This is a genomic window from Streptomyces sp. BE303, from assembly GCF_036290945.1.
Classification (GTDB): Bacteria; Actinomycetota; Actinomycetes; order Streptomycetales; family Streptomycetaceae; genus Kitasatospora.
Window position 1 is genome coordinate 20,317 of record NZ_JAQYWZ010000593.1, and the last position, 20,065, is coordinate 40,381.

Sequence of the window (20,065 nt, forward strand, 5' to 3'; positions counted from 1 at the left end):
GCCCGGCCGACCTGCCCCGACCGCCGACCCACGAGGTGACACCTTGCCGCAGCCCCCAGCACCCCGCCCCGCAGCCCGGCGCGGCTCCCGGACCGCCGCCCCGGCCGGTACCTCGACCGGCCCCCGGACCGGTACCTCGACCGGCCCCCGGACCGGTACCTCGACCGGCCCCCGGACCGGTACCTCGACCGGCCCCCGGACCGAATCCCGCGCGGGGAGCGTCGGATGAGCCGCTTCGACCGCCTCGCGTACACCGCCCCGGTGCGCCGGGTACAGCAGCAGATGGGCAGCGCCACGGCGGCCGACCGCCGGCTGCGGGACCCGGCCGAGCAGCCGGAGCCGCTCACCGGGTCCGAGGCCGACTTCATCCGTGGCCTCGACGGCTTCCTGTTCGCCAGCGTGGGCGAGACCGGCTGGCCGTACATCCAGTTCCGGGGCGGCCCGCCCGGATTCGTCCACGTCCTGGACGCGTTCACGCTCGGTTACCTGGACGTCCGGGGCAACCGGCAGTACATCACCACCGGCAACCTGCGCGGCGACGACCGAGTGGCGCTCTTCTTCATCGACCACGCCCGGCAGACCCGCCTCAAGCTGTTCGGCCGTGCGAGCGCCGTCCTGCCCGGTGAGGACCCCGTGCTCGCCGAGCGCCTGGACTCGCCGCGCACCGAGGGCACGGTCGAGCAGCTGGTCACCATCCGGGTCGAGGCCACCGCCTGGAACTGCCCCAACCACATCACCCCCCGCTTCAGCGATCGCGAGCTCGCCGGTGCCCTGGCCCCGGTCCGCGACCGCCTGGCGCGGCTGGAGCAGGAGAACGCCGCCCTGCGTGCGGAGCTCGCCGCCCGCGCCTGACCGCACAGACCCGTCCCGCCCGGCGCGGACCCACACCGCCCGACCCGCACCGCCCGACCCACGACCTGAGGTTGAACAGCCATGGCAGACCGCACCACCGACCACCCAGCGGCGGCGACATCCGTACAGATCCAGGACCACCTCTCCGGCGCACCGTCCGCCGGCGCACCGGAGGACGGAAGGCCCGGGTCCGTGGCCCGGCCGTCCGGGGAACCGGCGATCTGGTCCCGCAACTTCCGCTACTACTTCACCGCCCGCAGCGCCGGTCTGCTCAGCTGGGCCATGCTGCCGGTCGCGATCTCGGCCGGTCTGCTCAGCGGAGGGTACGGCCTGGACACCGCGGGGTACGCGATGGCCTTCCTGGTGGGCCCGTTCGCCGGCCTGGTGCTGTTCGGCGGGGTGCTCGCCGACCGGTTCACCGCCCGCCGGCTGATGATCGCCGCCGACCTGGCCAACCTCGTCGCCCACGTGCTGCTCGCCCTGCTGTTCCTCCACGGCATCGACCACCTCTGGCAGCTGTACACCCTCCTGGTGGCGGCCGGCACCGCCAACGCGATGTTCCAGCCGGGTTCCGCCTCGACCGTCCCCCTGGTGGCCCGTGACGTGCAGGGCGCGAACGGGATCCTGCGCACCTCCGAGGCGCTCACCGGGCTCGGCGGCCCGGCGCTGGCCGGTGTCCTGGTGGGTTTCGGGGCCACCGGCTGGGTGATGGCGCTCTCCGCCGTCGCCTACGGCACGAGCGCGGTGTGCCTGGCGGCCCTGCGGCTCGGCGCCGTGCCCGCCCCGCCGTCCGGCGGTGGTCTGTGGCACAACCTGGCGGTCGGCTGGCGGGAGTTCCGCGCCCGTACCTGGCTCTGGGGCGTGATCGTGATCTGGATGGTCTTCGCGGTGCTCTCCTGGGGGCCGCAACTGACGGTGGCCGCCGGTGTCGTCGTGCCCGAGTACGGCGCGTCCGCCTTCGGCCTGCTCAACGCCGCCCTCGGCGCGGGCACCGTGGCGGGCGGCCTGCTGGCGATCCGTTACAAGCCGCGACGCCCACTCGCCGCCGGAGCCGTGGCGATCACGACCTACCCGCTCTATCCGCTCGGCATCGTGCTCGGCTGGCCGGTCTGGGCGCTCGCCGCCGCCCAGGTCGCGGTCGGTGTCGGCATCGGCGTCTGGGGCGTCATGTGGGCCACGAGCGTGCAGACCCAGGTCCCGGGGGAGGTCCTCAACCGCGTCCACGCGTACGAGGTCGCCGGATCCGTCGGCATGTACCCGATCGGCAGCGCCCTGGCGGGCCCGGCCGTGGACGCCTTCGGTACCGACCGGGTCCTCCTGGTGGGCGTCGTCGTCGCCTTCCTCACCGCCGTCGCCCTCCTGCTCACCCGCCCGGTCCGCACCCTCGGCCGTGTCCCCGTCCGCAGCTGAGGACCCCCCGTGCGCCTGTTCGGCCGGGGCGGGGCCGTGTGGGCGTGCCGTTCTCCCCGTCGCCGTGACCGACCGGCAGGGGGCCGCTGGGTCACGGCGACAGCGCCCGGAAGGTGAGCCGCAGCCCGTAGTCGCGGACAGTGCCGTGCAACCCTTGCGGCGGCGCGGCGGTGAATAGGGCAGAGCGACGGTCCGATCGGGTCGTCGCGCGGAGGCGAAGAGGATTTGGATGACCGCGAGCGTATTGCACATCCCGGTGGAGGACGGGCCGAGGCCCGTGACGGCACCGGCTACTGCGGGCGGCCCCGGCCCGCGTGAGCTCGACTTCGAGGGGTTCGCCGCCACGCGCTGGCGACGGCTGGTGCGCACGGCCTACCTGCTCACGGGCGACTACCACGAGGCCGAGGACGTGGTGCAGGCGACCTTCGCGAAGGTCTTCAGGAACTGGTCCCGGATCAGCCGTCTGGAGGAGCCGGACGCCTACATCCACCGGGCGCTGGTGAACAACAACCTGAGCCGTCACCGGCGGCGTCGCGTCAGGCAGCTGCTCGTGCCCGTCCTTCCCGACCGGGCGTCCACCGCGGGCGGTGGGCACGGCGGCGTCGAGGAGCGCTCGGTGCTGCTCCAGGCGCTGGCGGAGCTGCCGCCGCGCCAGCGGGCCGTGGTCGTCCTGCGCTACTGGGAGGACATGAGCGAGGGCCAGGTCGCCGAGGTGCTCGACTGCTCGCCGGGCAACGTGAAGAGCCAGGCCAGTCGGGGCCTGGCGAAACTGCGCGGCCACCCGGCGCTGGTCTCGTACGCGGTGGGTACCGGTTCAACGATCGACGGCACGGACGGGGGCAACAAGTGAGGGACACCGAGGACATGGTGCGCGGCGCTCTGCGGGACGAGGCGGCCCGCGTCGCGGTGGCGGACTGGTCGGCCGGGCCCGTGCGGGCTCACGTGCGCCGACAGCGGCGCGGGCGCCGGGTGGCGATGGGCGCGTCGGCGGTGGCGGCCGCGCTCGCGGTGGTGGCCGGCACGGGGGCGGTACTGTCCGAGCGGCACGACTCCCGGGCCGTCGCGCCGGCCTCGCAGGCTCCGCAGGTGCCGGAGGGGCCGGCTCCCGAGGCCGTGGTGGTGGAGCCCGGCACGCAGCTGCCGCTGGGCCGCCAGGACTGGTGGATGCAGCTGAAGGACCAGGAGATCTGCGTCCACGACGCTCCCGCCTACGGCAGCGGCCCGGGCTGCAGCGGGTACTCCTGGGCGGCGGGCGCCACCGAGATCACCATGCAGTACTACGGGAACCCGCCGCAGTACCGCGAGGGCCTGTACAACCTCGTCTACCACGGGCCCGGGCAGGTGGCCCGGATGACCATGGAGGTGGAGGGCCGAGCGTACTGGGCCACCGTCGCGTCCCTCCCCGGCGACCCGGGCTACGCCACCGGCTATGTCTGGGGCCCCAGTAGCAAGAGCCCCGACGCCCCGAAGGCGGCGCACCCGCTCGACGGCATCCGACTCGCCGCCTACGACGCCCAGGGGAGGGTGCTGGCGAGCAAGACGCTGTCCTCCTGACTCGGACCGGATCGGGCCGAGGCGTGATCCGCCGGGCGGGGCCGGGGCGAGTCAGGACACCGAGAACTGGGCGACGTACTCGCCGAACGGTGGGATGCCTGCCTCGGCCCGCCGGTCGTCCATGCGCTCGGGGTCCTCGCAGGGCCACGGGATCGGCGAGCCGTCCTGGATCCCGGCGATCTGCGTGCCGTAGATCTGCTTGCGTCCTTCGTTCACGAGGGTGCGATCGCGCAGGAAGGCCAGCTCCCGTGGGCTCGCCGAGCCCGCTGCCACCGCCTGTTCCATCAGCCGGAGCGCCTGGCGCTGGACGTCGAGCTGCCGGTCGGCGTGCTGGGCGATCAGCCACGCTGCCCGCGCCGCATCCTCGCCGACCAGGTCCGCGGTGGGCCAGCCGTACGCGTCCATGAGTTCGTGGAGACGGTCTGCGTGCCGGGCGGTCAGGCGACGCCACGCCAGTTGTTCCGCGTAGTCGTCGCTGTTCGCCTGGACGGTGGCCCGGTGGTCCGCCGCAGCCATGTCCGCGAGCTGCGCCGCGACCGCGGCGACTTCGGGTGTCATTCCTGCTCCAAGAATCCCGAGGGGGTGAGTCATGCCCGTCGTTGGCAACCCTAAGCGCGCAAATCACCACAAAAGATCGTTCTGGCGCAGGGTGACAAGCACGTCCGGGTATCGGGATACTTGATCTACTCGCGGAGCCGGAGCCGGATCGAAGCCGGGGTGGCCGGCCCCGGGTGACGTGGGCGCCAGTTGTCTCACGTCGCAGTGGCCGGCCCTCACGGCCTTCCGACTCCTTTCCCCCGGTATGTGCGGCTTGTCGTTGTGGTGGCCGGGTGCCCCGAGTCCCGCACACGGCGGCCCGCGCGCTCCGGATCAGCGGTCCGGTGTCCGCCTGATCGGCGCGCGGTGCCGCCGTCCTGGTTGCTTCCTCCCGGTTCCTGGGGAGGAGACGACCGGCGACCGACACCTTGCACCCCGGCCACTGCGCCGGTGGGAATCCGTAGGTCGACGCGTCAACACTTCGGAGAAGGTGGGTTCTTTGCACCACAGGCGAAGAGCACTGACCAACCTGCGATCCTTCCTCGTGGCGCTGAGCCTCGTGCTCGGTGGCGTCCTGGGAGTCGGGGTGCATCCGGCCCGGGCGGCGGCCGGCAACATCCTGCCGCCCTTCGACGTCGGGGAGACCTGGAACATCTGCCGTGGCTACGGCTACGCCTCCCATACGGGGACCTCGACTTTCGGGCTCGACCTCACGGGCGCCGGGTGCGACAACTCGGCGACCGGCCGCACCGTCCGGGCGCCGATGGACGGCACGGTCTCCTATTTCCAGGCCGCCTACGGCAACCTGTGCGTCAACGCGGCGGGTGGGCGTAGCTTCACCCTGACCCACATCAACAGTTCGCTCACTCCGGGCACCACGGTGAGCGCGGGCCAGTCCGTCGGCAGCGTGTCCGCGGCCGCGCCCCCCGGCGTCCCGCCCGACAACGGGGGCGTCGCGCACATCCACTTTCAGCTGTGGGGAGCTCCCAACTGCTACAACGGTTCGGGCATCCCGTTCGACGCCGCTCACAACGCCCGCATCTGCGGTGCACCCGATCTGACGGCCGGCGGGCCGAGCGCCGGCAATGGAACGTGGAGCGGGACGCCGATCACGGGCGCGGCCTGTGATTCGACACCACCGCAGAACCCGGGGCAGCCACCCCAGTTCATCGTTCAGCGCCAAGGTGCGAACGTCTATGCCAAGGCCGGGTTCGCCGAGGCGTGGAGCCACCTCGCCGGGAACACCGTCGACGTCCAGGTCGCGGAGACGAGGATCGTCACCCGCGACCCGGCGCACACGATCTACGCCAAGGAGGGGATCGGCGGAAGCTGGTTCACCCTGGCCGACAACGTCGACGAGTACGCGGTCTCCGCGAACCTGGTGGTCATCCGCCAGGGGACGAAGGTGTCCGCCAAGGCGGACCTCTGGGGCCCCTGGGTGCAGATCGCCAATGACGCGATCGACGTCCAGGTCGCGGGGACCCGCATCGGGCACCGCGACACGGCGCACGAGCTCTACCTGAACGACGGGCTCTACGGGTCGTGGTACCACGTGGCGTCGAACGTTGACGAGTTCAGGCTCGCGCCGGGCCTGGTCGTCCAGCGCCAAGGTGCGAACGTCTATGCCAAGGCCGGGTTCGCCGACGCGTGGAGCCACCTCGCCGAAAACGCGATCGACCTCCAGGTCGCGGGCAACCGCATCGGCAACCGCGATGCCGCGCACCGCCTGTACGTCAAGGACGGGATCGGTGGCACGTGGTACGCGGTCGCCGACAACGTCGACGAGTTCGGGCTCACCCCCGACCTCATCGTCCAGCGCCGGGGTGCGGCCCTCTTCGGGAAGTCGACTCCGACGTCGGCCTGGGTGCAGATCGCCAACGACGCGATCGATGTCCAGGTGGCGGGGACGCGCATCGGCCACCGCAACGGCAGCCACGAGTTGTACCTGAACGACGGGCTCTACGGCCCGTGGTACGACGTGGCGTCGAACGTCGACGAGTACGACCTGAGTTGACCTGACACCGCAGGGCACCGGCGATCTGGTCCACGGGCGACGTGACCGTCCGGGCTTGGACGGCCACGTCGCCCGCGCGGTCGCCGGGCGGCTCTCAGCCGCCCGCCTTCTCGGAGCCGGGCTTCGGGCAGGGCGAGCAGGTGGGGGCGGCCTCGACGCAGACGGCGACGGAGTCGGTGTTGTCGGCGGGGTGGAGGTCGGTCTCGGTCGCGTGCGCCCTGGCCGTGTTGGTGACCGGGCCCGTGGCGGTGGCCTTCGCCCGGAGGACGAGGGTGGCGGAGGCGTCGACGGGCAGTGTCCCGACGCTCCACAGGCCGGTGTCGGGGCTGTAGGTGCCGGTGTCGGCGGTGGCGGAGACGAAGACCAGGCCGGCCGGGAGGCTGTCGGCGACGGTCACGTGGGTGGCGGTGTCGGGTCCGGCGTTGCGGACGGTGACGCGGTAGGTGACGGTCTGGCCGACGGTGACGGTGGTGGCGTCGGCGGACTTGACGACGCTCAGGTCGGCGGCCGGCAGGACCTGGGTGTCGGTCTGGTTGGAGGTGGTGGTGAGGGCCTGGGGGGTGGGGCCGAGGCGGTTCTCGTAGGCGGCGGTGGCGGTGTTGGTGACGTGCCCGCCGGCGCTGGCCTCGTCGACGGTGACCCGGTACTCCACCGTCGTGCCGTTCGGGAGGGCGTCGGTGTTGGGCAGGCTGCCGCCCCGGTCGGCGGTGGCGCTGTTGCCGAGGTTGAACACCACCCGGTCGCCGGCCGGGTCGAAGTGGGCCTGGTCGTCGCCCTGCCGGTCGGTCTTCGCGCCGGTGTTGGGACCGTTGACGATCCGCAGGGATCCGGGCAGGTAGGTGGTGCCGCTCGGCACGGCGTCGGTCAGGACGAGGGCGTCGGCGTTGCCACCGCCCTCGTTCCTGACGACCACGCGGTAGGTGATGATGTCACCCACTTCGAGGGGCCCGTCGGGGACGGCGTACTTGGTGAGGGTGACGGCCGGGGCGGTGCCGAAGAAGATGCCGTCGAGGAAGTTGCCGACCGACTGGTTGCCGCCGGCGGAGGAGACGGAGCGGAAGGCGAAGCGGGTGGTGGTCTGCCCGGCCGGGACGGTGTAGGTGCTCGTGTAGAAGCCCCAGGCGGTGTTGCCGTCGGTGAACTGTCGCTGCTGGACGGCCGCGCCGGGCCTGCCGATGTCCAGGGCCATGGTGTCCTGGCCCAGCCGCCCGCGGTGGTAGAGCCGCCAGTACAGCGTGGCGCCCGGGGTGGTGGGCAGGTCCTGGTAGAGGGTGGAGACCTGGTTGGCGTTGAGTTCGGCGAACTGGGCGCCGTCGGCGGAGGGGACTCCGTTGAAGCCGTCGTGCCAGATCTCGATGAGGTGGTCGGTGGCGGTGGTCAGCCACCCCGGGACGTGGTTCGGGCTGGAGGCCTGGGAGGCGTCGGGCAGGATCGCGTTGCCGCTGCCGATGGGGGGCTGCTCGAAGCTGCCGTTCACCAGGGTGATGCGGGACGGGACGGGGGTGGTCATGGTCTTCCCCTTCGTTCGAGGTCGCGTGCTGGAGGTTCGGCCGGCCCGGAGGCCCCGAGGAGCGGACGAGCGGGCGGCCGGCATGCGGGAGCGGTGGCTCCGGTCGAGGCGACAGGGAGCGAAGCCGTCCCTCGACGAGGTCGGTCACGGGGACTGGAGGGGGGAGCCGGCGACTTATGGCGCGCGCGGTCTGTCGGGGCCTCGGGAGGCGGCGGTCGCAGGAGGCGCCCGATCCCAGCGTGCGCAATGGTTCCTGTACGCACGAGAGCGTGGAGCGAGGCTCCCGAAGTGCGAAAGGGCGCGATCCGCGAGGATCACGCCCCGGCTCTGCGCGGCCCGCGCCAAGGCGGCGCCGCAGGCCGGGGGCACGCTTCCGCGTGCCCCCGGCCTGGGCGGGCCAGGGCGACGGCCTCCGGGAACCCCGGCTCGGGGTTGCCGCCGGCGCCGGTCCGGCCGGCCGCCTCGACGGCGGACGGCCGGCGCGTCCGGCCCGCCGTGGTGGGGCGGCAGTGGGTCAGGGGGCCGTGGTGACGGTCACGGTGGTGAACCCCGCCGAGCGCAGCAGTCCCTCCAGCATGCTGCGGGTGCTCTGCTCGGCGCGCTGGGCGAGTTCGGTGTCCTTGGCCGCCTGCTCGATCTTCTGGGTGGCCAGCATTTCGACCTGCCGCTGGTTGCCGGGGTTTGAGCTGAAGAAGTCGCCGATCCGGTCGAAGAGACCGCGCTGCTGGAGGTAGACGTAGGAGCGGCCCACGTCCAGGGCGGGCGCGGCGAGCTGGGCGTGCGGCACCACGACGGTGGCGCTCAGACGGTCGCCGGACACGGTCACGGCGCCCTTTTCGAGGGCGGCGAGGTCGACGTAGGCGTCCACCGTGCCGGCCGCCACGTACAGGGTGCGGTGGCCGAGCAGGGCCGAAGGCAGGAAGGCGGCCTCGCGGTCGAGGTCGACGACGAGCTGGAAGTTGCCCTGCGCGCCGGTGAAGTGCTTCATGTCCTGGATGGAGCGCAGCAGCACCGGCTGGCTGCGGTCCACCGTGCGCCGCTCCAGGGGGTTGGGGATCGAGGGGAACAGGCCCAGGTGTGCCCCGGCGAGGAAGAACGCGACGATCGCGGCCAGGGTCACCGGCAGGCCGACGTACCAGGGGGTGCGGCGGCGCTCGCGGCGGGGCGGGGCCTTGTCGCCCGGGGAGCGCCGAGGCGTGTCGTCGGGGTTCTGCTCCGGTGCGCCGGCGCTGTCGGACCCGGCCGACCGGCTACGTCTGAGGAGTGCCATCTCGCTCTCTCCGCTCTGTGCGCCCTCGCCGCAGCGCTCTGCCGCGGCGCCATGCGGGTACCCCGAGGCGACGGGGACACGCCGGTGCGGGCGCCGAAATCCCGGCGAACTGCACTCGGTGCGGGTTGAGTTGATCTGCCGGGGAGCGGGGGTGGGTTCACATGCGGGCGGCCCGCAGCGGGCGGACGGGCCGCGGCGCGACCGGGGGCTTGCACGAGGGGACGGAGCGGGTGGCGGGGGAGCCGTGCCCAGGACCCGGGGCGCCGGTCGAGTTGGTGACGCCGGGCCGGGCCGGCACACTTCCGCCGCGGTCCGACCCGCCCACTGGGGCGTCGGACGGACCGCGGCGGTGCGCCGTTCAGGCCCGGCGCCGGGTGTGCGGCCGAGCTGCCGTGGTCAGCAGTAGTTGCTGACGCCTCCGGTCTCGTCACCGTTGAGCAGGCCGCCCCAGATCCACTCGTTGTCGGAGAGCTTGACCCACTTGTCGTGAGCGACCCCGTTGGCGTTGACCCAACCGCCGGTCTTCCAGCAGAGTCCGTACGAAGTGAAGCCTGCGGACACGGGGTAGTTGATGGCGTAGTCCGTGGACGGTCCGTACCTGACGTTCCCGTTGATCCATGTCGTGACCACGCCGCCCAGCATGCGCGAAATCTGGGTCCGTGGCGCGCCGGCCGGTTCGGAATCCGCGGCGGCGGCGGGGGCCGCCATACCGGCGGCCGTCAGGACCGCCAACCCGACTGCTGTGACGAGCCTGGTGGTGGGCCGTTGGCGATCGATGTGCATCTGTTTCCCTTCGAGCGAAACCTCGGTCTGTACCCGGCCGGACGCGACCAGGCGTCAATCATCCTGACAAGAGGGGATATTGACGGTCCATGGCGTTTCGGGGATTGGCGCAAAGAGGCTCGAACGTGTACCTGTGATCGGCCTTTCGCCGACGGTGCCGGAACCGCTCAGCACCGCCTTGACGACGCCTTCGCGGCTGGTCGGCGGCCTGGACTGTCGAGGGTGGTGTGACCCGTCAGGAGTGCCGCTCCCAGAGGTTGTCCAGGTGCGCGTGCAGGACGTCCTGGGCCTCCTGCGAGGTGAGGCGGCCGATGAGGACGTGGACGGTGAGGCCGTCGGCGAGGGCGAGGAGGGTGCGGGCCTCGTGCTGCGGGTCGACGGGCGCACTGTGTCCGGCGCTCTCGCCGACTTCCCGGATGAGCCGGGTGAACGCCTCCTGCAGGGCTGCGTAGCTCGCCTTCAGCGTGTTCGCGAGCGGCTCACTGACCGCGGCCTGCGCGACGAAGGCGAGCCAGACCCGTGCCTCGGAGTGATGCTCTTCCCGGAGCAGCGCGACTTCGGTGACCGCGTGACCCAGGGCGGTGGCGGCCGACTGGGCCGGGCTCCGGACGAGACGGGCCCGGGCGCGTTCGGTGATCCGCTCACCGATGTTCGCGAGAGTGAACACGAGCATCTCTTCCTTGCTGCGGAAGCAGCGCTGCACGGCGCCCATCGACACCTGCGCGCGGGCGGCGACGTCGCGCAGGGTCACGCCTTCCAGTCCGTGCTCGTCGGCGAGGAGGCAGACCGCCTCGGCGATGCGGTGACGTCGCTCCTCGTGATCAACCTGTCTGGGCATGCTCGTGGCCTCCGTGCGGCGACGCGTAATGCGATGCGGTCGTATCGGTTCCCAGGCTACAGTTCCGATGCAAGCGCATCGGAACGTGGGACGGGGAGGACGAGAATCATGGGTGACGCCCTGTGGAAGCTGTCGGCTGCGGCGCAGGCGGAGGCCGTGCGCGGTGGCGAGGTCTCCGCCGTCGAGCTGGTGGAGAGCCATCTGGAGCGGATCGCCGAGGTCAACCCGGAGGTGAACGCGGTCACCCGGCTTCTGGCGGATCGCGCCCGGGAGGCCGCCGAGCGGACGGACCGGCGCCGGACCGCCGGCGAGGAGCTGGGGCCGCTCGCGGGGGTTCCGTTCACGGTGAAGGAGTCCACGGCCGTCGAGGGGGTGCCGACCACGTTCGGCACTCCGCGCTTCCGCGATCTGGTGGCGCCGGCGGACGCGCCCCCGGTCGCCCGGCTGCGCGCGGCCGGGGCGATCCCCATCGGGCACAGCAACATGCCCACCTTGATCCTGGCCGGAATGCACACGCGCAGCGAGCTGTTCGGAGACACGTTCAATCCCTGGGATCGTGGCCGGACTCCCGGCGGATCGAGCGGGGGTGACGCGGTGGCCGTCGCCACGGGCATGGCGGCGCTCGGCCTCGGCAACGACTCCGGGGGATCGGTGCGGGTCCCGGCCCAGTTCTGCGGTGTGGCCGGACTGAAGCCGACCACCGGCCGGTTTCCCGCCGACCACCGGATCCTCGGCCCGGACGACCCCGGCCCTGCATCCCAACTGCTCGTCACCGACGGCCCGTTCGCCCGAAGCGTGGGCGATCTCCGGCTGGCGTACGAGGTGTTGGCCGGCACCGATCCACGGGACCCGCGCGCCGTGCCGGTGCCCGCGTACGGCACGCCCCTCCCCGGGCCGGTGAAGGTCGCGGTCGTGGCGGACCCCGGCGGGCACGGCGTCCACCCCACGGTGCGCGCGTCCGTCGCCGCCGCGGCCGACGCGCTGCGGGACGCCGGGTACGACGTGCGCGAAGTGCCGGACGTGCCACGGTTGGACGAGGCGCTCGACGCCTACGGCCGGATCACCGTGACCGAGTTCGCCCCGACCTGGCCGGTGGTGCGCAAGCTGCTCGGCTCGGGCGGTGACCGCTACGTCGGGATGATGATGGAACAGACGCCGCCCGCGAGCGCGGAGGAGTTCATGAAGCTCATGGGCGTCTGGATGAACATCCGTCGCTCCTGGGCCGAATTCCTCGACGAGTACCCGCTCCTGCTCGGCCCGTCGTTCACCGAACCGCCCGTCGAACCGGGGCTTGAGTCACGCGACCGGGCCGGGCGGGACCGCGTCGGGTCGGGAATGCGGCTGTGCACCGTGACCAGCTTCGTGGGCGTGCCCGGGGTGGCCGTGCCGACCGGGACGGCCGACGGGCTGCCGTCCGGCGTGCAGATCGTCGGGCGCGCGTTTCGCGAGGACCTGTGCCTGGCCGCGGCCGAGGCGATCGAGGACCGGCTCGGAGTCCTCACCCCGGTCGACCCGGTCTGGGCCGGTGGGGCTGGTTGAGCCCCTGGTCCACGCCGGACCCGGGTGCTCGATCCCCGGGGACACGACCGCCACGGCGCCGGCTCGCGAATCCACCTGCGGCCGCCCGCGCCGTCCGGTGCTGCACGGACGAGGGGCGGCCCACTGAGGTGAGCCGAGGCTGATCCTCCCCGGGGGTTACCCGGCTCGGCGCGTGATGAGGGCCTCCAGGCCGTCGAGGATCCGCTCCAGGCCGAAGTTCAGCGCCTGGTCCCGGCCGTCCTGGGTGGCCATTGCCGCGGCGAGCGCGGGGAAGCGGTCGGCGTGCTGGTGGACCAGGGGGCCGAGGACGGCCAGGAGTTTCGCCTCGGGCGAGCCGTCCGGCCGGGCCGCACGGGCCTGTTCGGCGATGCCCCGGACGTGCCCGGCCAGCAGCACTGCGGAGTCCATCCGTTCGGGGCCGGTCAGTCCGTGGCCGTCCAGGGCTGCGACCACCCGCTCCAGCCAGCCGAGTTCCTTGGGGCCCACCACCCGCGGTCCGACGGTGGCGTCGAGCAGCCAGGGGTGATCGGTGAGCATTTGCGCCAACTGGTCCGCACAGGAGGTCAGTTGCTCGCGCCATCCGAGTCCGTCCACGGCCGGCGGCGGTTCGCCGACCGCGGCCTCCACCATGAGCGCGACCAGCTCCGCCTTGCCGGGAACGTAGCGGTAGAGCGACATCTTGGTGAAGTCGAGCAGGCCGGCGACCTTCTGCATCGAGACGGCGCCGAGGCCCTCGGCGTCCGCGATCGCGACGCCCGCCGCGGCGATCCGCCCCAGGCTCAGCGCGGGCTTCGGTCCCCGGGACGGCCTGGCGGGCGGTCCCCAGAGCAGCCGCACCGCCTCGTTCGCTTCCTCGCTCAATTCCCGCTCCGTCTCGTGCTTCCGGCTGCCCTTGCGGGGCGGCCCAACTGCGTCTACCGTACACAGCAAGAAACAGTGTCCATGGGACACAGTTAATCGGGCAGCTCGGATGGAGTGGTTCACGTGAGCACCAAGGTCCTGATCTCGGGCGCGAGCATCGCCGGCCCCGCACTGGCCTACTGGCTGGGGCGGTACGGCTTCGAGACCACCGTCGTCGAGCTGGCCCCCGCCCTGCGCGGTGGCGGCCAGGCGGTCGACTTCCGAGGCCGGACCCACCTGACGGTGCTGGAGCGGATGGGTGTGCTCGACGAGCTGCGCGCCCTCGACACCGGCGGCAGCCCGATGACCTTCGTCGACCGGCGCGGCCGTCAACTCCTCCGCCTGCCGGCCGACTTCGCGGGCGGGGACGTCGAGGTCCCGCGCGGGGAGCTCGCCCAGGCGTTGCACCGGCGCAGCCTCCCGCACACCGAGTACCTCTTCGGCGACTCGATCACCGCCATGGAGGAGACGCCCACCGGCGTCCGGGTGGCCTTCCGGAACGGCGCGCCGCGCGAGTTCGACCTGGTGATCGGCGCCGACGGACTGCACTCCAACGTCCGTCGGCTCGCCTTCGGCCCGGAGGAGGACTACGTCCGCCACCTCGGCTACTACGCGGCCACCTGGCAGCTTCCCAACTACCTCGGTCTGCCTCCTGGTTCAGTCGGCCTCAACGTCCCCGGCCGGCTGGCCGCCGTCGGCGCCGACCACCGCGACCCGACTCGGGCGGGCGCCTTCTTCGTCTTCGCCTCGACCGAACTCCGTTACGACCGCCACGACGTGGCGCAGCAGAAGGCGCTGATCCAGGACGCCTTCGCGGGCCTCGGCTGGGAGGTGCCCGGGCTCCTGGAGAGCCTGAGGCAGGCCCCCGAGCTGTACTTCGACTCGATCAGCCGGGCCGACGTCCCCGCCTGGTCCAGCGGTCGGATCGCCCTGTTGGGCGACGCCGCGTGCGGGGCCACCATCGGCGGGATGGGTACCGGCACCGCTGTGGTGGCGGCGTACGTCCTGGCCGGCGAGCTGGCCCGGGCCTGCGGCGACCACCGCACCGCCTTCGCCCGCTACGAGCACACCGTGCGCGACTACGCCCAGGGCTGTCAGAAGGGCGGCGACCGGACCGGCCCGTTCCTGGCGCCCGGCACCGCGACCGGGCTGCGGGTGCGCAACGGGCTGCTGAACCGGCGCTGGATCCTCGACAGGATGCTGGAGATGGGCAAGCAGGTCAGCAGCGTCGATCTGCCTGACTACACGACCGAGCTGTCGAACGCCGTGGCGTCCGGCGTCCTGGGTGGAGGCGTCGGCCTGCGCGCAGCACGTCACCGGTGATGACCATGCTCTCGCCCGGCGTGCGCGCCGGTCCGGCGCCCCTTGCGTGCTGCTTGACCCTCTGTCGCCTGTGTGTGGGGGCGGGTCAGGATGACCGGGTTGTCGTCCTGCGCGCGAAGGGGGCTTGATGGGGAAGCACAAGAAGGAGCCGGAGCTGCCGAGTCCGGGTCAAGGGGCCCCGCCTCCCGGGAACGCGGACGGACAGGTGCCCGTCCCCCTGCCGCCGGGTGACCCGAAGCACGGGAAGAAGTGACCGGGCCGGCCCCGTCGCGGGCGCGCCTGGACGAGGCGATGGACGAGTGCGGGGCCCGGCCCGGTTCATGGGCGACCGCGACGCCGGTCCGGCGCCCGTGGGCGGGCACGCGGGGTACGCCGCGGTGCGCGGCACCGCGGCGCCGGACGTGAAGCGCGTCGTGGACCTCGACCGAGCCGCGGGCCACGACGGCGCGCGGGTGGGCGGTGCGGTCGAGTGGACGGGTCTACCAGTTCGCCCAGGGAAGGTTCCAGCCGCCGAGTCCGTTGTCGGGGGAGACGGTCTTCTCCTTCGAGTTCACGATCGTGACCACGTCGCCGATCAGCGAGCTGTTGAAGAACGTTCCCGCGACGGAGGTGTCGCTGCCGCCCTCCACGTCCTTGAGCGAGACGCAGCCGTGGCTGGTGTTCTCCTTGCCGAACGGGTCGCCCTTGTACCAGTAGTTGCCGTGGAGGTAGGTGCCGCTCTCGGTCAGCCGCATCGCGTGCGGGGCGGCGGGGATGTCGTACTCGTCGCCGAGTCCGACGGTCCGGGAGTTCATGTGGGTGACCTTCTCCTTGGACATGATCACCATGGTGCCGCCCCACGAGGGGTGCTTCTCGTCGCCGAGCGTGGCGGGCACGGTGGTGGTCTTGCCGTCCCGGACGATCGTGAGCCGGTGCGTGGCGGCGTCCGCGGTGGACACCTGCGAGCGGCCGACGGTGAACGGTTCGTCCTTGTCCACGTCGCCGTAGACGCCCGGTGAGACCTCGACGTTCTTCAGCCGGTAGTGGATGGTGACCTTGGTGCCCGGCTTCCAGTACTCGGCCGGGCGGAAGTCCAGCCGGTTGTCGCCGAACCAGTGGCCCTTCACCTCGGTGCCGTTGTCGGTCTCGAAGGTGATTCCCTTGGCGACGGCGTCCTTGTTCACGATCTTCGTGCTGAACTCCACCTTGACGATCATGCCCACGCCGTAGGTCTGGCCGTCGGCGATGTTGTCGTTGGTGGAGACCTGCTTGTCGGGCGTGCGCGTGGTGAACGCGGTGGTGGAGGCGGCCGCGAGACCGTCGGCGTCCGCCGCCTGGGCGTTCACCGTGTACGCCGTGCCGGGTGCGAGCGCGGCGGCGGGCTTCCAGCCGGTGCCGTCCGGGGTGATCGTGCCGGGGACGGGCCTGCCGTTCTTGTCGGTCACGTCGACGGTGGTGAGCCTGCCGTGGGAGACGGACACCTGGAGCGCGTTCGGCGCGACGCCCCGGGCGCCGTCCTTCGGTTCGACGTTCAGCACCGCGGCCGACGTCCTCGGCCCGGTCGCGGCGGTAGGCGCGGCGGTAGGCGCGGCAGCAGTCGTGGCGGTCGTCGTGGCCGCCGGCCCGCCGGCGGCAGCGGCGCCCGTCGCCCGGGAGGCCCCGTCGCCCTCGCCGTCGCCGCAGGCCGCGGTCATCAGCAGAATGCCGCCCATCGTCAGCGCCACCGCGCTGCGGTTGAAACGGTCGCCCGTGCGTATCGCGGTCCGGGTCGCCTGAACAGTGCTCACTGTCGCTCCTTCTCGGTGATCACCGAAAGCCTGTCGGCCGGTTCGTCCCAGGAGCAACGGCCGGCGCCCGATCTGGGACGCTGGGACGCCGTTACCTGCTTTGACCTGGGAAGACGTAACCTTCCTGGGACGCGTCCGTGCGACCGGGGAACGGCGTGGCCGGCGGCGGGAACCACGGGAGCGTCAGCGGCGTGCTTCTGTCCCGGAGATCGCTTCACGTCGGTCCGGCCGCGGGAGGACGCGACAGCGCCGCGCCCGACCGCCGGTGGCGGCCGGAGACGGCGGGGCGCGATCACTGCTGGATGCAAGAGCGAGGCGGAGGAACGGTGCCAGAGGGGTTCGGGGAGTTGGGGGAGCGGGACGAGATCGCGCGGCTGCTCGGGGAGCTGAAGAGCCGGTCGGGGCTCAGCTACGGCGCGCTGGCGAAGAGGCTGCATCTGAGCACCTCGACGCTGCACCGCTACTGCAGGGGAGACGTGGTGCCGACGGAGTTCGCCCCGCTGGACCACCTTGCGAGGCTGTGCAGGGCGACGCCGGAAGAACGCGTCGAGCTGTACCGACTGTGGGCCGTCGTCCACTCGGCGCGGGGAAGCAGGACATCACCCGTCCCCGGACCGGCAGGTCAGACGGGTCCGGCGGACCCGACGGACCCGACGGAGGCAGGGACGGAGCCCGAGGCCGGGGCGGAGGCGGAGGCGGCGCCGGACGGGGGAGGCGGCGTCGAGGCAGGGCGGGTCCTCGTCGCCCGCGCCGAACCGGACCCTGCCCCCGGGGCGGCGCCGCGGCGGTGGCCTGTCCGCCACCGTGCGGTCCTGGCCGCGGTGGCGGTCACCGCGGTGCTGGCCACCACCGGCGCCGTCGCCATGGGGCTGAAGTCGGCCGCGGGCGGTGACACCGGTCCCGGTCGGGCCCCGAACGGCGGGTCGGCCGCCGGATCCCCGGCTCCGGGCACCCCCGACTCGCCACCCTCTCCGGCTCTCGCCTCCACCCCCGCTTCCGTCTCGGCCGCCGCCTCCACCGGTGCGGGCTCGGGCTCGCCGGGGCCGACCGGCGGGACGGACACGAGCGCTCCGATCACGGTCTCGGTCCGGCCGTCCGGGTGGAACAGCTCGTGCGATCAGTACCTGGTGGACCGCCCGCCGTCCGAGGTCCCTCGACCGCCCGCGGTGCCGGACGTGGCGGGCTGGGCCTCCGGGATCGGCGCGGTTGCCGGCCGCCACCAGTCGATCGAGCTCATCGTGCAGGGCACCGGTAGGGAGACCGTGGTCCTGTCGGGCCTCAACGTCCGGGTCACCCGGATCGCGGGTCCCCTCGCCTGGAACGCCTATTCCATGGCCGAGGGCTGCGGCGGTGGGGTCGGCGTCCACTCCTACGACCTCGATCTGGACGCGGCCCGCCCGCGGCCGGTCCTGGCCGCGGGCAGCAAGGGCCTGCCGGTCAAGGTGAGCGAGGGCGACCCGGAGGCCATCGAGGTCACCGCCGTGACCGACTCCCACGACGTGAGCTGGTACCTGGAACTGGAGTGGTCGAGCGGTGACCGAAAGGGGACGCTCCCCGTCGACCTCGGCCACGGCACACCGTTTCGCACCAGCGCGGTGAAGGGCCGGCCGCTGTACGTCTACCCGGCCGACGGACGGGCCTGGGAGCCGAGCTCGTTCCAGGGGTGACAGCGGAACGCGATTTCCGTTGACTCGACGGGCCCGCGGTCATGCCCGCGTTCCGGCGCTGCGGGCCGTGGGACCACCCCGGCCGCCCAGCCGCGGATCCCGCCCCGGTCGTGGATGCGAAGCTTGATGCTGTTGGGCTGGTGCGCATGGTCTGGCGGGCACGGAGCAGGTTCCTGGAGGCGGTTCGAGCGAGAGGTGGCCGGGATGGACGGAAACGGTGTGTTCTGGGTGGTCGGGGCCGGGGTGGTCCTGGCCACCCTCGTGGTCGCGGGCGTTCTGGTGGTGAAGCTGGTCCGGGCCCGGAAGCTGTTGGGGGCATCAGGGATCCCGATGTCGAAGAAGGTCCTGTTCTGGGCGTCCATCGCCTATCTGGTCAGCCCCGTGGACCTGCTTCCCGACCCCATCCTGTTGGACGACATCGGCTTCCTGCTCGTGGCCCTGCGCTCGCTGGGCAAGGCCGGGCTGCGGGCCGGCGTCGGCTCGGCAGGCCCGGGCGTGGGTGGCACGGAAGTCCCGCGGCTGAAGCAGTGACCCCGCGGGGCCGCACCTGGGAACGACCCTTCCGTCCGGCCGGGCGCGAGACGAGAAGCGCCCCGCGGGACGCGCTCAGACGGTAGCCGCTACGCCGACGAGCTCGGCGACATGGCGACCGCCCACCTGCTCACTCCCGACCGGCGCCACGGCGCCGACACCCGAGCCGAGCGCATTGCCGCACGGCGGCACCGGGCCGGTTCGCGGAGGGCTCCCGCTGCAGAAAGGCAGATGGGCCGTCACCGGTGTCGTGGTGACGGCCCATCTGGGGTGGTGCGCTCATACGGTCGGGCCGGCCAGACTCGTCAGGGCCCGGTGCGCGCGTCGGGCGCTGCGCTCGGCGCGGCTCTTGAGGCGGAGCGCGCGCACGAGGCGGTGCTTCTCGGCCTCCCGCAGACGGTCGTCTATCGTCGCCCGCGCCACGTCGATGTGGTAGGTCATGATGCTCCCCCTGTCGACGGGTGATCCGGCGGCATCACCCTGACGCCGCCCCTTCGGGCCACCCTCTGTGCTTCAGACTCTACACCCAAAGTCGGTCCAGGGCCTTGCATTTAACGATCCGTTCAGGAATTTGCCTTCTGATCGAATGCCAAGTGGCTGGTCGGTTCCCAGGCTCGCGCGGCGTCGCGCCGGTGCTGCGCCGTTCCGCCCTGCGCCGTTCCGCCCTTCGGAGCCACAGCCCGTCACGCGCCCGGAGGCCGGACCCGTGGGGCACCCGCCGTCCTCTGCCCGAGCGTGAGCATCGCCCCGGCGACCTCGTCGGCGGCCGAGTCGGGGACCGCGGTGGCGGCCTCGTCGAGGACGAGCAGTCGTGCACCGGGGATCTCGCGCGCGATCGCCTCGCCGTTGCCGACCGGGAAGAACCGGTTGCGGCGGCCGTGGACGACGAGCGTGGGGACCTCGATCCCGGGCAGGCGCTCGCGCCAGCGGGGTGTGCAGTCCAGCTTGGAGAAGACCAGGCCCATCTGGTTGGCCATCTGGACGGGGGGCGCGGTGCCGGGCGTGCGGTCCCAGATGCGCGCGGCGACGGCGCGCGCGCCGTCGGGGTCGTCGCCGAGGATAGCCGCGCCGGTGGCGGCGAACTCCGCAACCGCCTCGCGGTCGGTCCAGTCGGGCATCGGACGCGCGAACAGCCGGCTCATCGTCGCCCGGTCGTGGTCGGGGAGGTCGTCGTCGGGCGGGCCGGGGGCGACCGCGCGGGTGTTGGCCAGGGTGAGCGCGCGGAAAGCGTCCGGACGGTCGAGCGCGGCCACCTGGGCGACCATCCCACCGACGCCGATCCCTCCGAGGTGCGCGGGCGCACCGCCGAGCGCGTGAGCGAGGGCCGCGGCGTCGGCGGCGAGGTCGCGCAGGGTGTAGGCGGGTGCCGGCGGATCCGTCGTCGTGGACTCCCCGCTGTCACGCAGGTCGTAGCGCACCACCCGGTGCCCGCCGGCGGCGAGGCGCTCGCAGAGCGAGTCGGGCCAGGAGAGCATCGTGGGCCCTCCCGCGAGCAGAACGAGCGGTGCGTCGTGGTCACCGAACGACTCGATGCCCAGGGCGACCTCGTCGGTGTCGAGGGTGGTCATCGG

General features: G+C 72.6%; 18 protein-coding genes. 9 read left to right on the forward strand and 9 right to left on the reverse strand.

The annotated features are described in order from the left end of the window. The first annotated feature begins 225 nt into the window (after nucleotides 1-225). From PUR56_RS13060 to PUR56_RS13075, 4 genes are all read left to right on the forward strand, one after another. On the forward strand, nucleotides 226-852 hold the full coding sequence (locus PUR56_RS13060) for a pyridoxamine 5'-phosphate oxidase family protein (RefSeq protein WP_329879750.1): 627 nt from the start codon (nucleotides 226-228) through the stop codon (nucleotides 850-852). An 81-nt stretch (nucleotides 853-933) separates the two neighbouring features. Then, complete coding sequence (locus PUR56_RS13065; protein ID WP_329949020.1) at nucleotides 934-2,262, forward strand: MFS transporter; 1,329 nt, start codon at nucleotides 934-936, stop codon at nucleotides 2,260-2,262. 229 nt (nucleotides 2,263-2,491) lie between these two features. After that, nucleotides 2,492-3,112 (forward strand): SigE family RNA polymerase sigma factor, encoded by a 621-nt coding sequence (locus tag PUR56_RS13070; RefSeq protein WP_329879752.1) that lies wholly within the window; start codon nucleotides 2,492-2,494, stop codon nucleotides 3,110-3,112. Then, a complete protein-coding gene (locus PUR56_RS13075; protein ID WP_329949021.1) occupies nucleotides 3,109-3,816 on the forward strand; it encodes a hypothetical protein in 708 nt (235 codons plus the stop codon). The genes PUR56_RS13070 and PUR56_RS13075 overlap by 4 nt, the downstream gene beginning before the upstream one ends. 51 nt (nucleotides 3,817-3,867) lie before the next feature. Here the strand turns inward: PUR56_RS13075 and PUR56_RS13080 are convergent, their stop codons facing one another. Next, nucleotides 3,868-4,374: a DUF6624 domain-containing protein gene (locus PUR56_RS13080; protein WP_329949022.1), complete on the reverse strand. Its 507-nt coding sequence runs from the start codon at nucleotides 4,372-4,374 to the stop codon at nucleotides 3,868-3,870. A 478-nt stretch (nucleotides 4,375-4,852) separates the two neighbouring features. Between PUR56_RS13080 and PUR56_RS13085 the strand changes: the two genes are divergently transcribed. Further along, nucleotides 4,853-6,367 (forward strand): peptidoglycan DD-metalloendopeptidase family protein, encoded by a 1,515-nt coding sequence (locus PUR56_RS13085; RefSeq protein ID WP_329949023.1) that lies wholly within the window; start codon nucleotides 4,853-4,855, stop codon nucleotides 6,365-6,367. 94 nt (nucleotides 6,368-6,461) lie between these two features. On the opposite strand, the gene PUR56_RS13090 is transcribed toward PUR56_RS13085, so the two are convergent. From PUR56_RS13090 to PUR56_RS13105, 4 genes are all read right to left on the reverse strand, one after another. Continuing rightward, nucleotides 6,462-7,877, reverse strand: coding sequence for a DUF7507 domain-containing protein (locus PUR56_RS13090; protein ID WP_329949024.1), 1,416 nt, complete (start codon nucleotides 7,875-7,877; stop codon nucleotides 6,462-6,464). A 514-nt stretch (nucleotides 7,878-8,391) separates the two neighbouring features. Further along, a complete protein-coding gene (locus tag PUR56_RS13095) occupies nucleotides 8,392-9,147 on the reverse strand; it encodes a DUF4230 domain-containing protein (protein ID WP_329949025.1) in 756 nt (251 codons plus the stop codon). 396 nt (nucleotides 9,148-9,543) lie between these two features. After that, nucleotides 9,544-9,930 carry a hypothetical protein gene (locus PUR56_RS13100; RefSeq protein ID WP_329949026.1) on the reverse strand — a complete coding sequence of 129 codons (387 nt, stop codon included), beginning with the start codon at nucleotides 9,928-9,930 and terminating at the stop codon, nucleotides 9,544-9,546. Nucleotides 9,931-10,165: 235 nt separating this feature from the next. Further along, on the reverse strand, nucleotides 10,166-10,768 hold the full coding sequence (locus PUR56_RS13105; protein ID WP_329949027.1) for a TetR/AcrR family transcriptional regulator: 603 nt from the start codon (nucleotides 10,766-10,768) through the stop codon (nucleotides 10,166-10,168). A 108-nt stretch (nucleotides 10,769-10,876) separates the two neighbouring features. On the opposite strand from PUR56_RS13105, the gene PUR56_RS13110 reads away from it, so the two are divergent. Beyond that, nucleotides 10,877-12,307: an amidase gene (locus tag PUR56_RS13110; RefSeq protein ID WP_329949028.1), complete on the forward strand. Its 1,431-nt coding sequence runs from the start codon at nucleotides 10,877-10,879 to the stop codon at nucleotides 12,305-12,307. Between the two features lie 156 nt (nucleotides 12,308-12,463). On the opposite strand, the gene PUR56_RS13115 is transcribed toward PUR56_RS13110, so the two are convergent. After that, a complete protein-coding gene (locus PUR56_RS13115; protein ID WP_329949029.1) occupies nucleotides 12,464-13,168 on the reverse strand; it encodes a TetR/AcrR family transcriptional regulator C-terminal domain-containing protein in 705 nt (234 codons plus the stop codon). A 123-nt stretch (nucleotides 13,169-13,291) separates the two neighbouring features. Here PUR56_RS13115 and PUR56_RS13120 point away from each other — a divergent pair, with 123 nt between their 5' ends. Then, complete coding sequence (locus PUR56_RS13120; RefSeq protein ID WP_329949030.1) at nucleotides 13,292-14,530, forward strand: FAD-dependent monooxygenase; 1,239 nt, start codon at nucleotides 13,292-13,294, stop codon at nucleotides 14,528-14,530. 479 nt (nucleotides 14,531-15,009) lie between these two features. On the opposite strand, the gene PUR56_RS13125 is transcribed toward PUR56_RS13120, so the two are convergent. Then, nucleotides 15,010-16,296 carry a L,D-transpeptidase gene (locus PUR56_RS13125; RefSeq protein WP_329949031.1) on the reverse strand — a complete coding sequence of 429 codons (1,287 nt, stop codon included), beginning with the start codon at nucleotides 16,294-16,296 and terminating at the stop codon, nucleotides 15,010-15,012. Nucleotides 16,297-16,622: 326 nt separating this feature from the next. On the opposite strand from PUR56_RS13125, the gene PUR56_RS13130 reads away from it, so the two are divergent. Beyond that, nucleotides 16,623-17,963, forward strand: coding sequence for a transcriptional regulator (locus PUR56_RS13130; protein WP_329949032.1), 1,341 nt, complete (start codon nucleotides 16,623-16,625; stop codon nucleotides 17,961-17,963). Nucleotides 17,964-18,167: 204 nt separating this feature from the next. Further along, nucleotides 18,168-18,494 carry a YkvA family protein gene (locus tag PUR56_RS13135; protein ID WP_329879765.1) on the forward strand — a complete coding sequence of 109 codons (327 nt, stop codon included), beginning with the start codon at nucleotides 18,168-18,170 and terminating at the stop codon, nucleotides 18,492-18,494. Nucleotides 18,495-18,773: 279 nt separating this feature from the next. Here PUR56_RS13135 and PUR56_RS13140 read toward each other — a convergent pair whose 3' ends face one another. Further along, entirely contained in the window at nucleotides 18,774-18,935 is a 162-nt protein-coding gene (locus PUR56_RS13140) for a hypothetical protein (RefSeq protein WP_329879766.1), read from the reverse strand. A gap of 242 nt (nucleotides 18,936-19,177) precedes the next feature. Then, complete coding sequence (locus PUR56_RS13145) at nucleotides 19,178-20,062, reverse strand: alpha/beta fold hydrolase (RefSeq protein ID WP_329949033.1); 885 nt, start codon at nucleotides 20,060-20,062, stop codon at nucleotides 19,178-19,180. Between the last annotated feature and the right edge of the window lie 3 nt (nucleotides 20,063-20,065).

Coding starts and splice junctions, on each gene's coding strand:
- PUR56_RS13060 (WP_329879750.1), top strand. CDS start 226: ATGAGCCGCTTCGACCGCCTCGCGTACACCGCCCCGGTGCGCCGGGTA.
- PUR56_RS13065 (WP_329949020.1), top strand. CDS start 934: ATGGCAGACCGCACCACCGACCACCCAGCGGCGGCGACATCCGTACAG.
- PUR56_RS13070 (WP_329879752.1), top strand. CDS start 2,492: ATGACCGCGAGCGTATTGCACATCCCGGTGGAGGACGGGCCGAGGCCC.
- PUR56_RS13080 (WP_329949022.1), bottom strand. CDS start 4,374: ATGACACCCGAAGTCGCCGCGGTCGCGGCGCAGCTCGCGGACATGGCT.
- PUR56_RS13090 (WP_329949024.1), bottom strand. CDS start 7,877: ATGACCACCCCCGTCCCGTCCCGCATCACCCTGGTGAACGGCAGCTTC.
- PUR56_RS13095 (WP_329949025.1), bottom strand. CDS start 9,147: ATGGCACTCCTCAGACGTAGCCGGTCGGCCGGGTCCGACAGCGCCGGC.
- PUR56_RS13100 (WP_329949026.1), bottom strand. CDS start 9,930: ATGCACATCGATCGCCAACGGCCCACCACCAGGCTCGTCACAGCAGTC.
- PUR56_RS13105 (WP_329949027.1), bottom strand. CDS start 10,768: ATGCCCAGACAGGTTGATCACGAGGAGCGACGTCACCGCATCGCCGAG.
- PUR56_RS13110 (WP_329949028.1), top strand. CDS start 10,877: ATGGGTGACGCCCTGTGGAAGCTGTCGGCTGCGGCGCAGGCGGAGGCC.
- PUR56_RS13135 (WP_329879765.1), top strand. CDS start 18,168: ATGGACGGAAACGGTGTGTTCTGGGTGGTCGGGGCCGGGGTGGTCCTG.
- PUR56_RS13140 (WP_329879766.1), bottom strand. CDS start 18,935: ATGACCTACCACATCGACGTGGCGCGGGCGACGATAGACGACCGTCTG.
- PUR56_RS13145 (WP_329949033.1), bottom strand. CDS start 20,062: ATGACCACCCTCGACACCGACGAGGTCGCCCTGGGCATCGAGTCGTTC.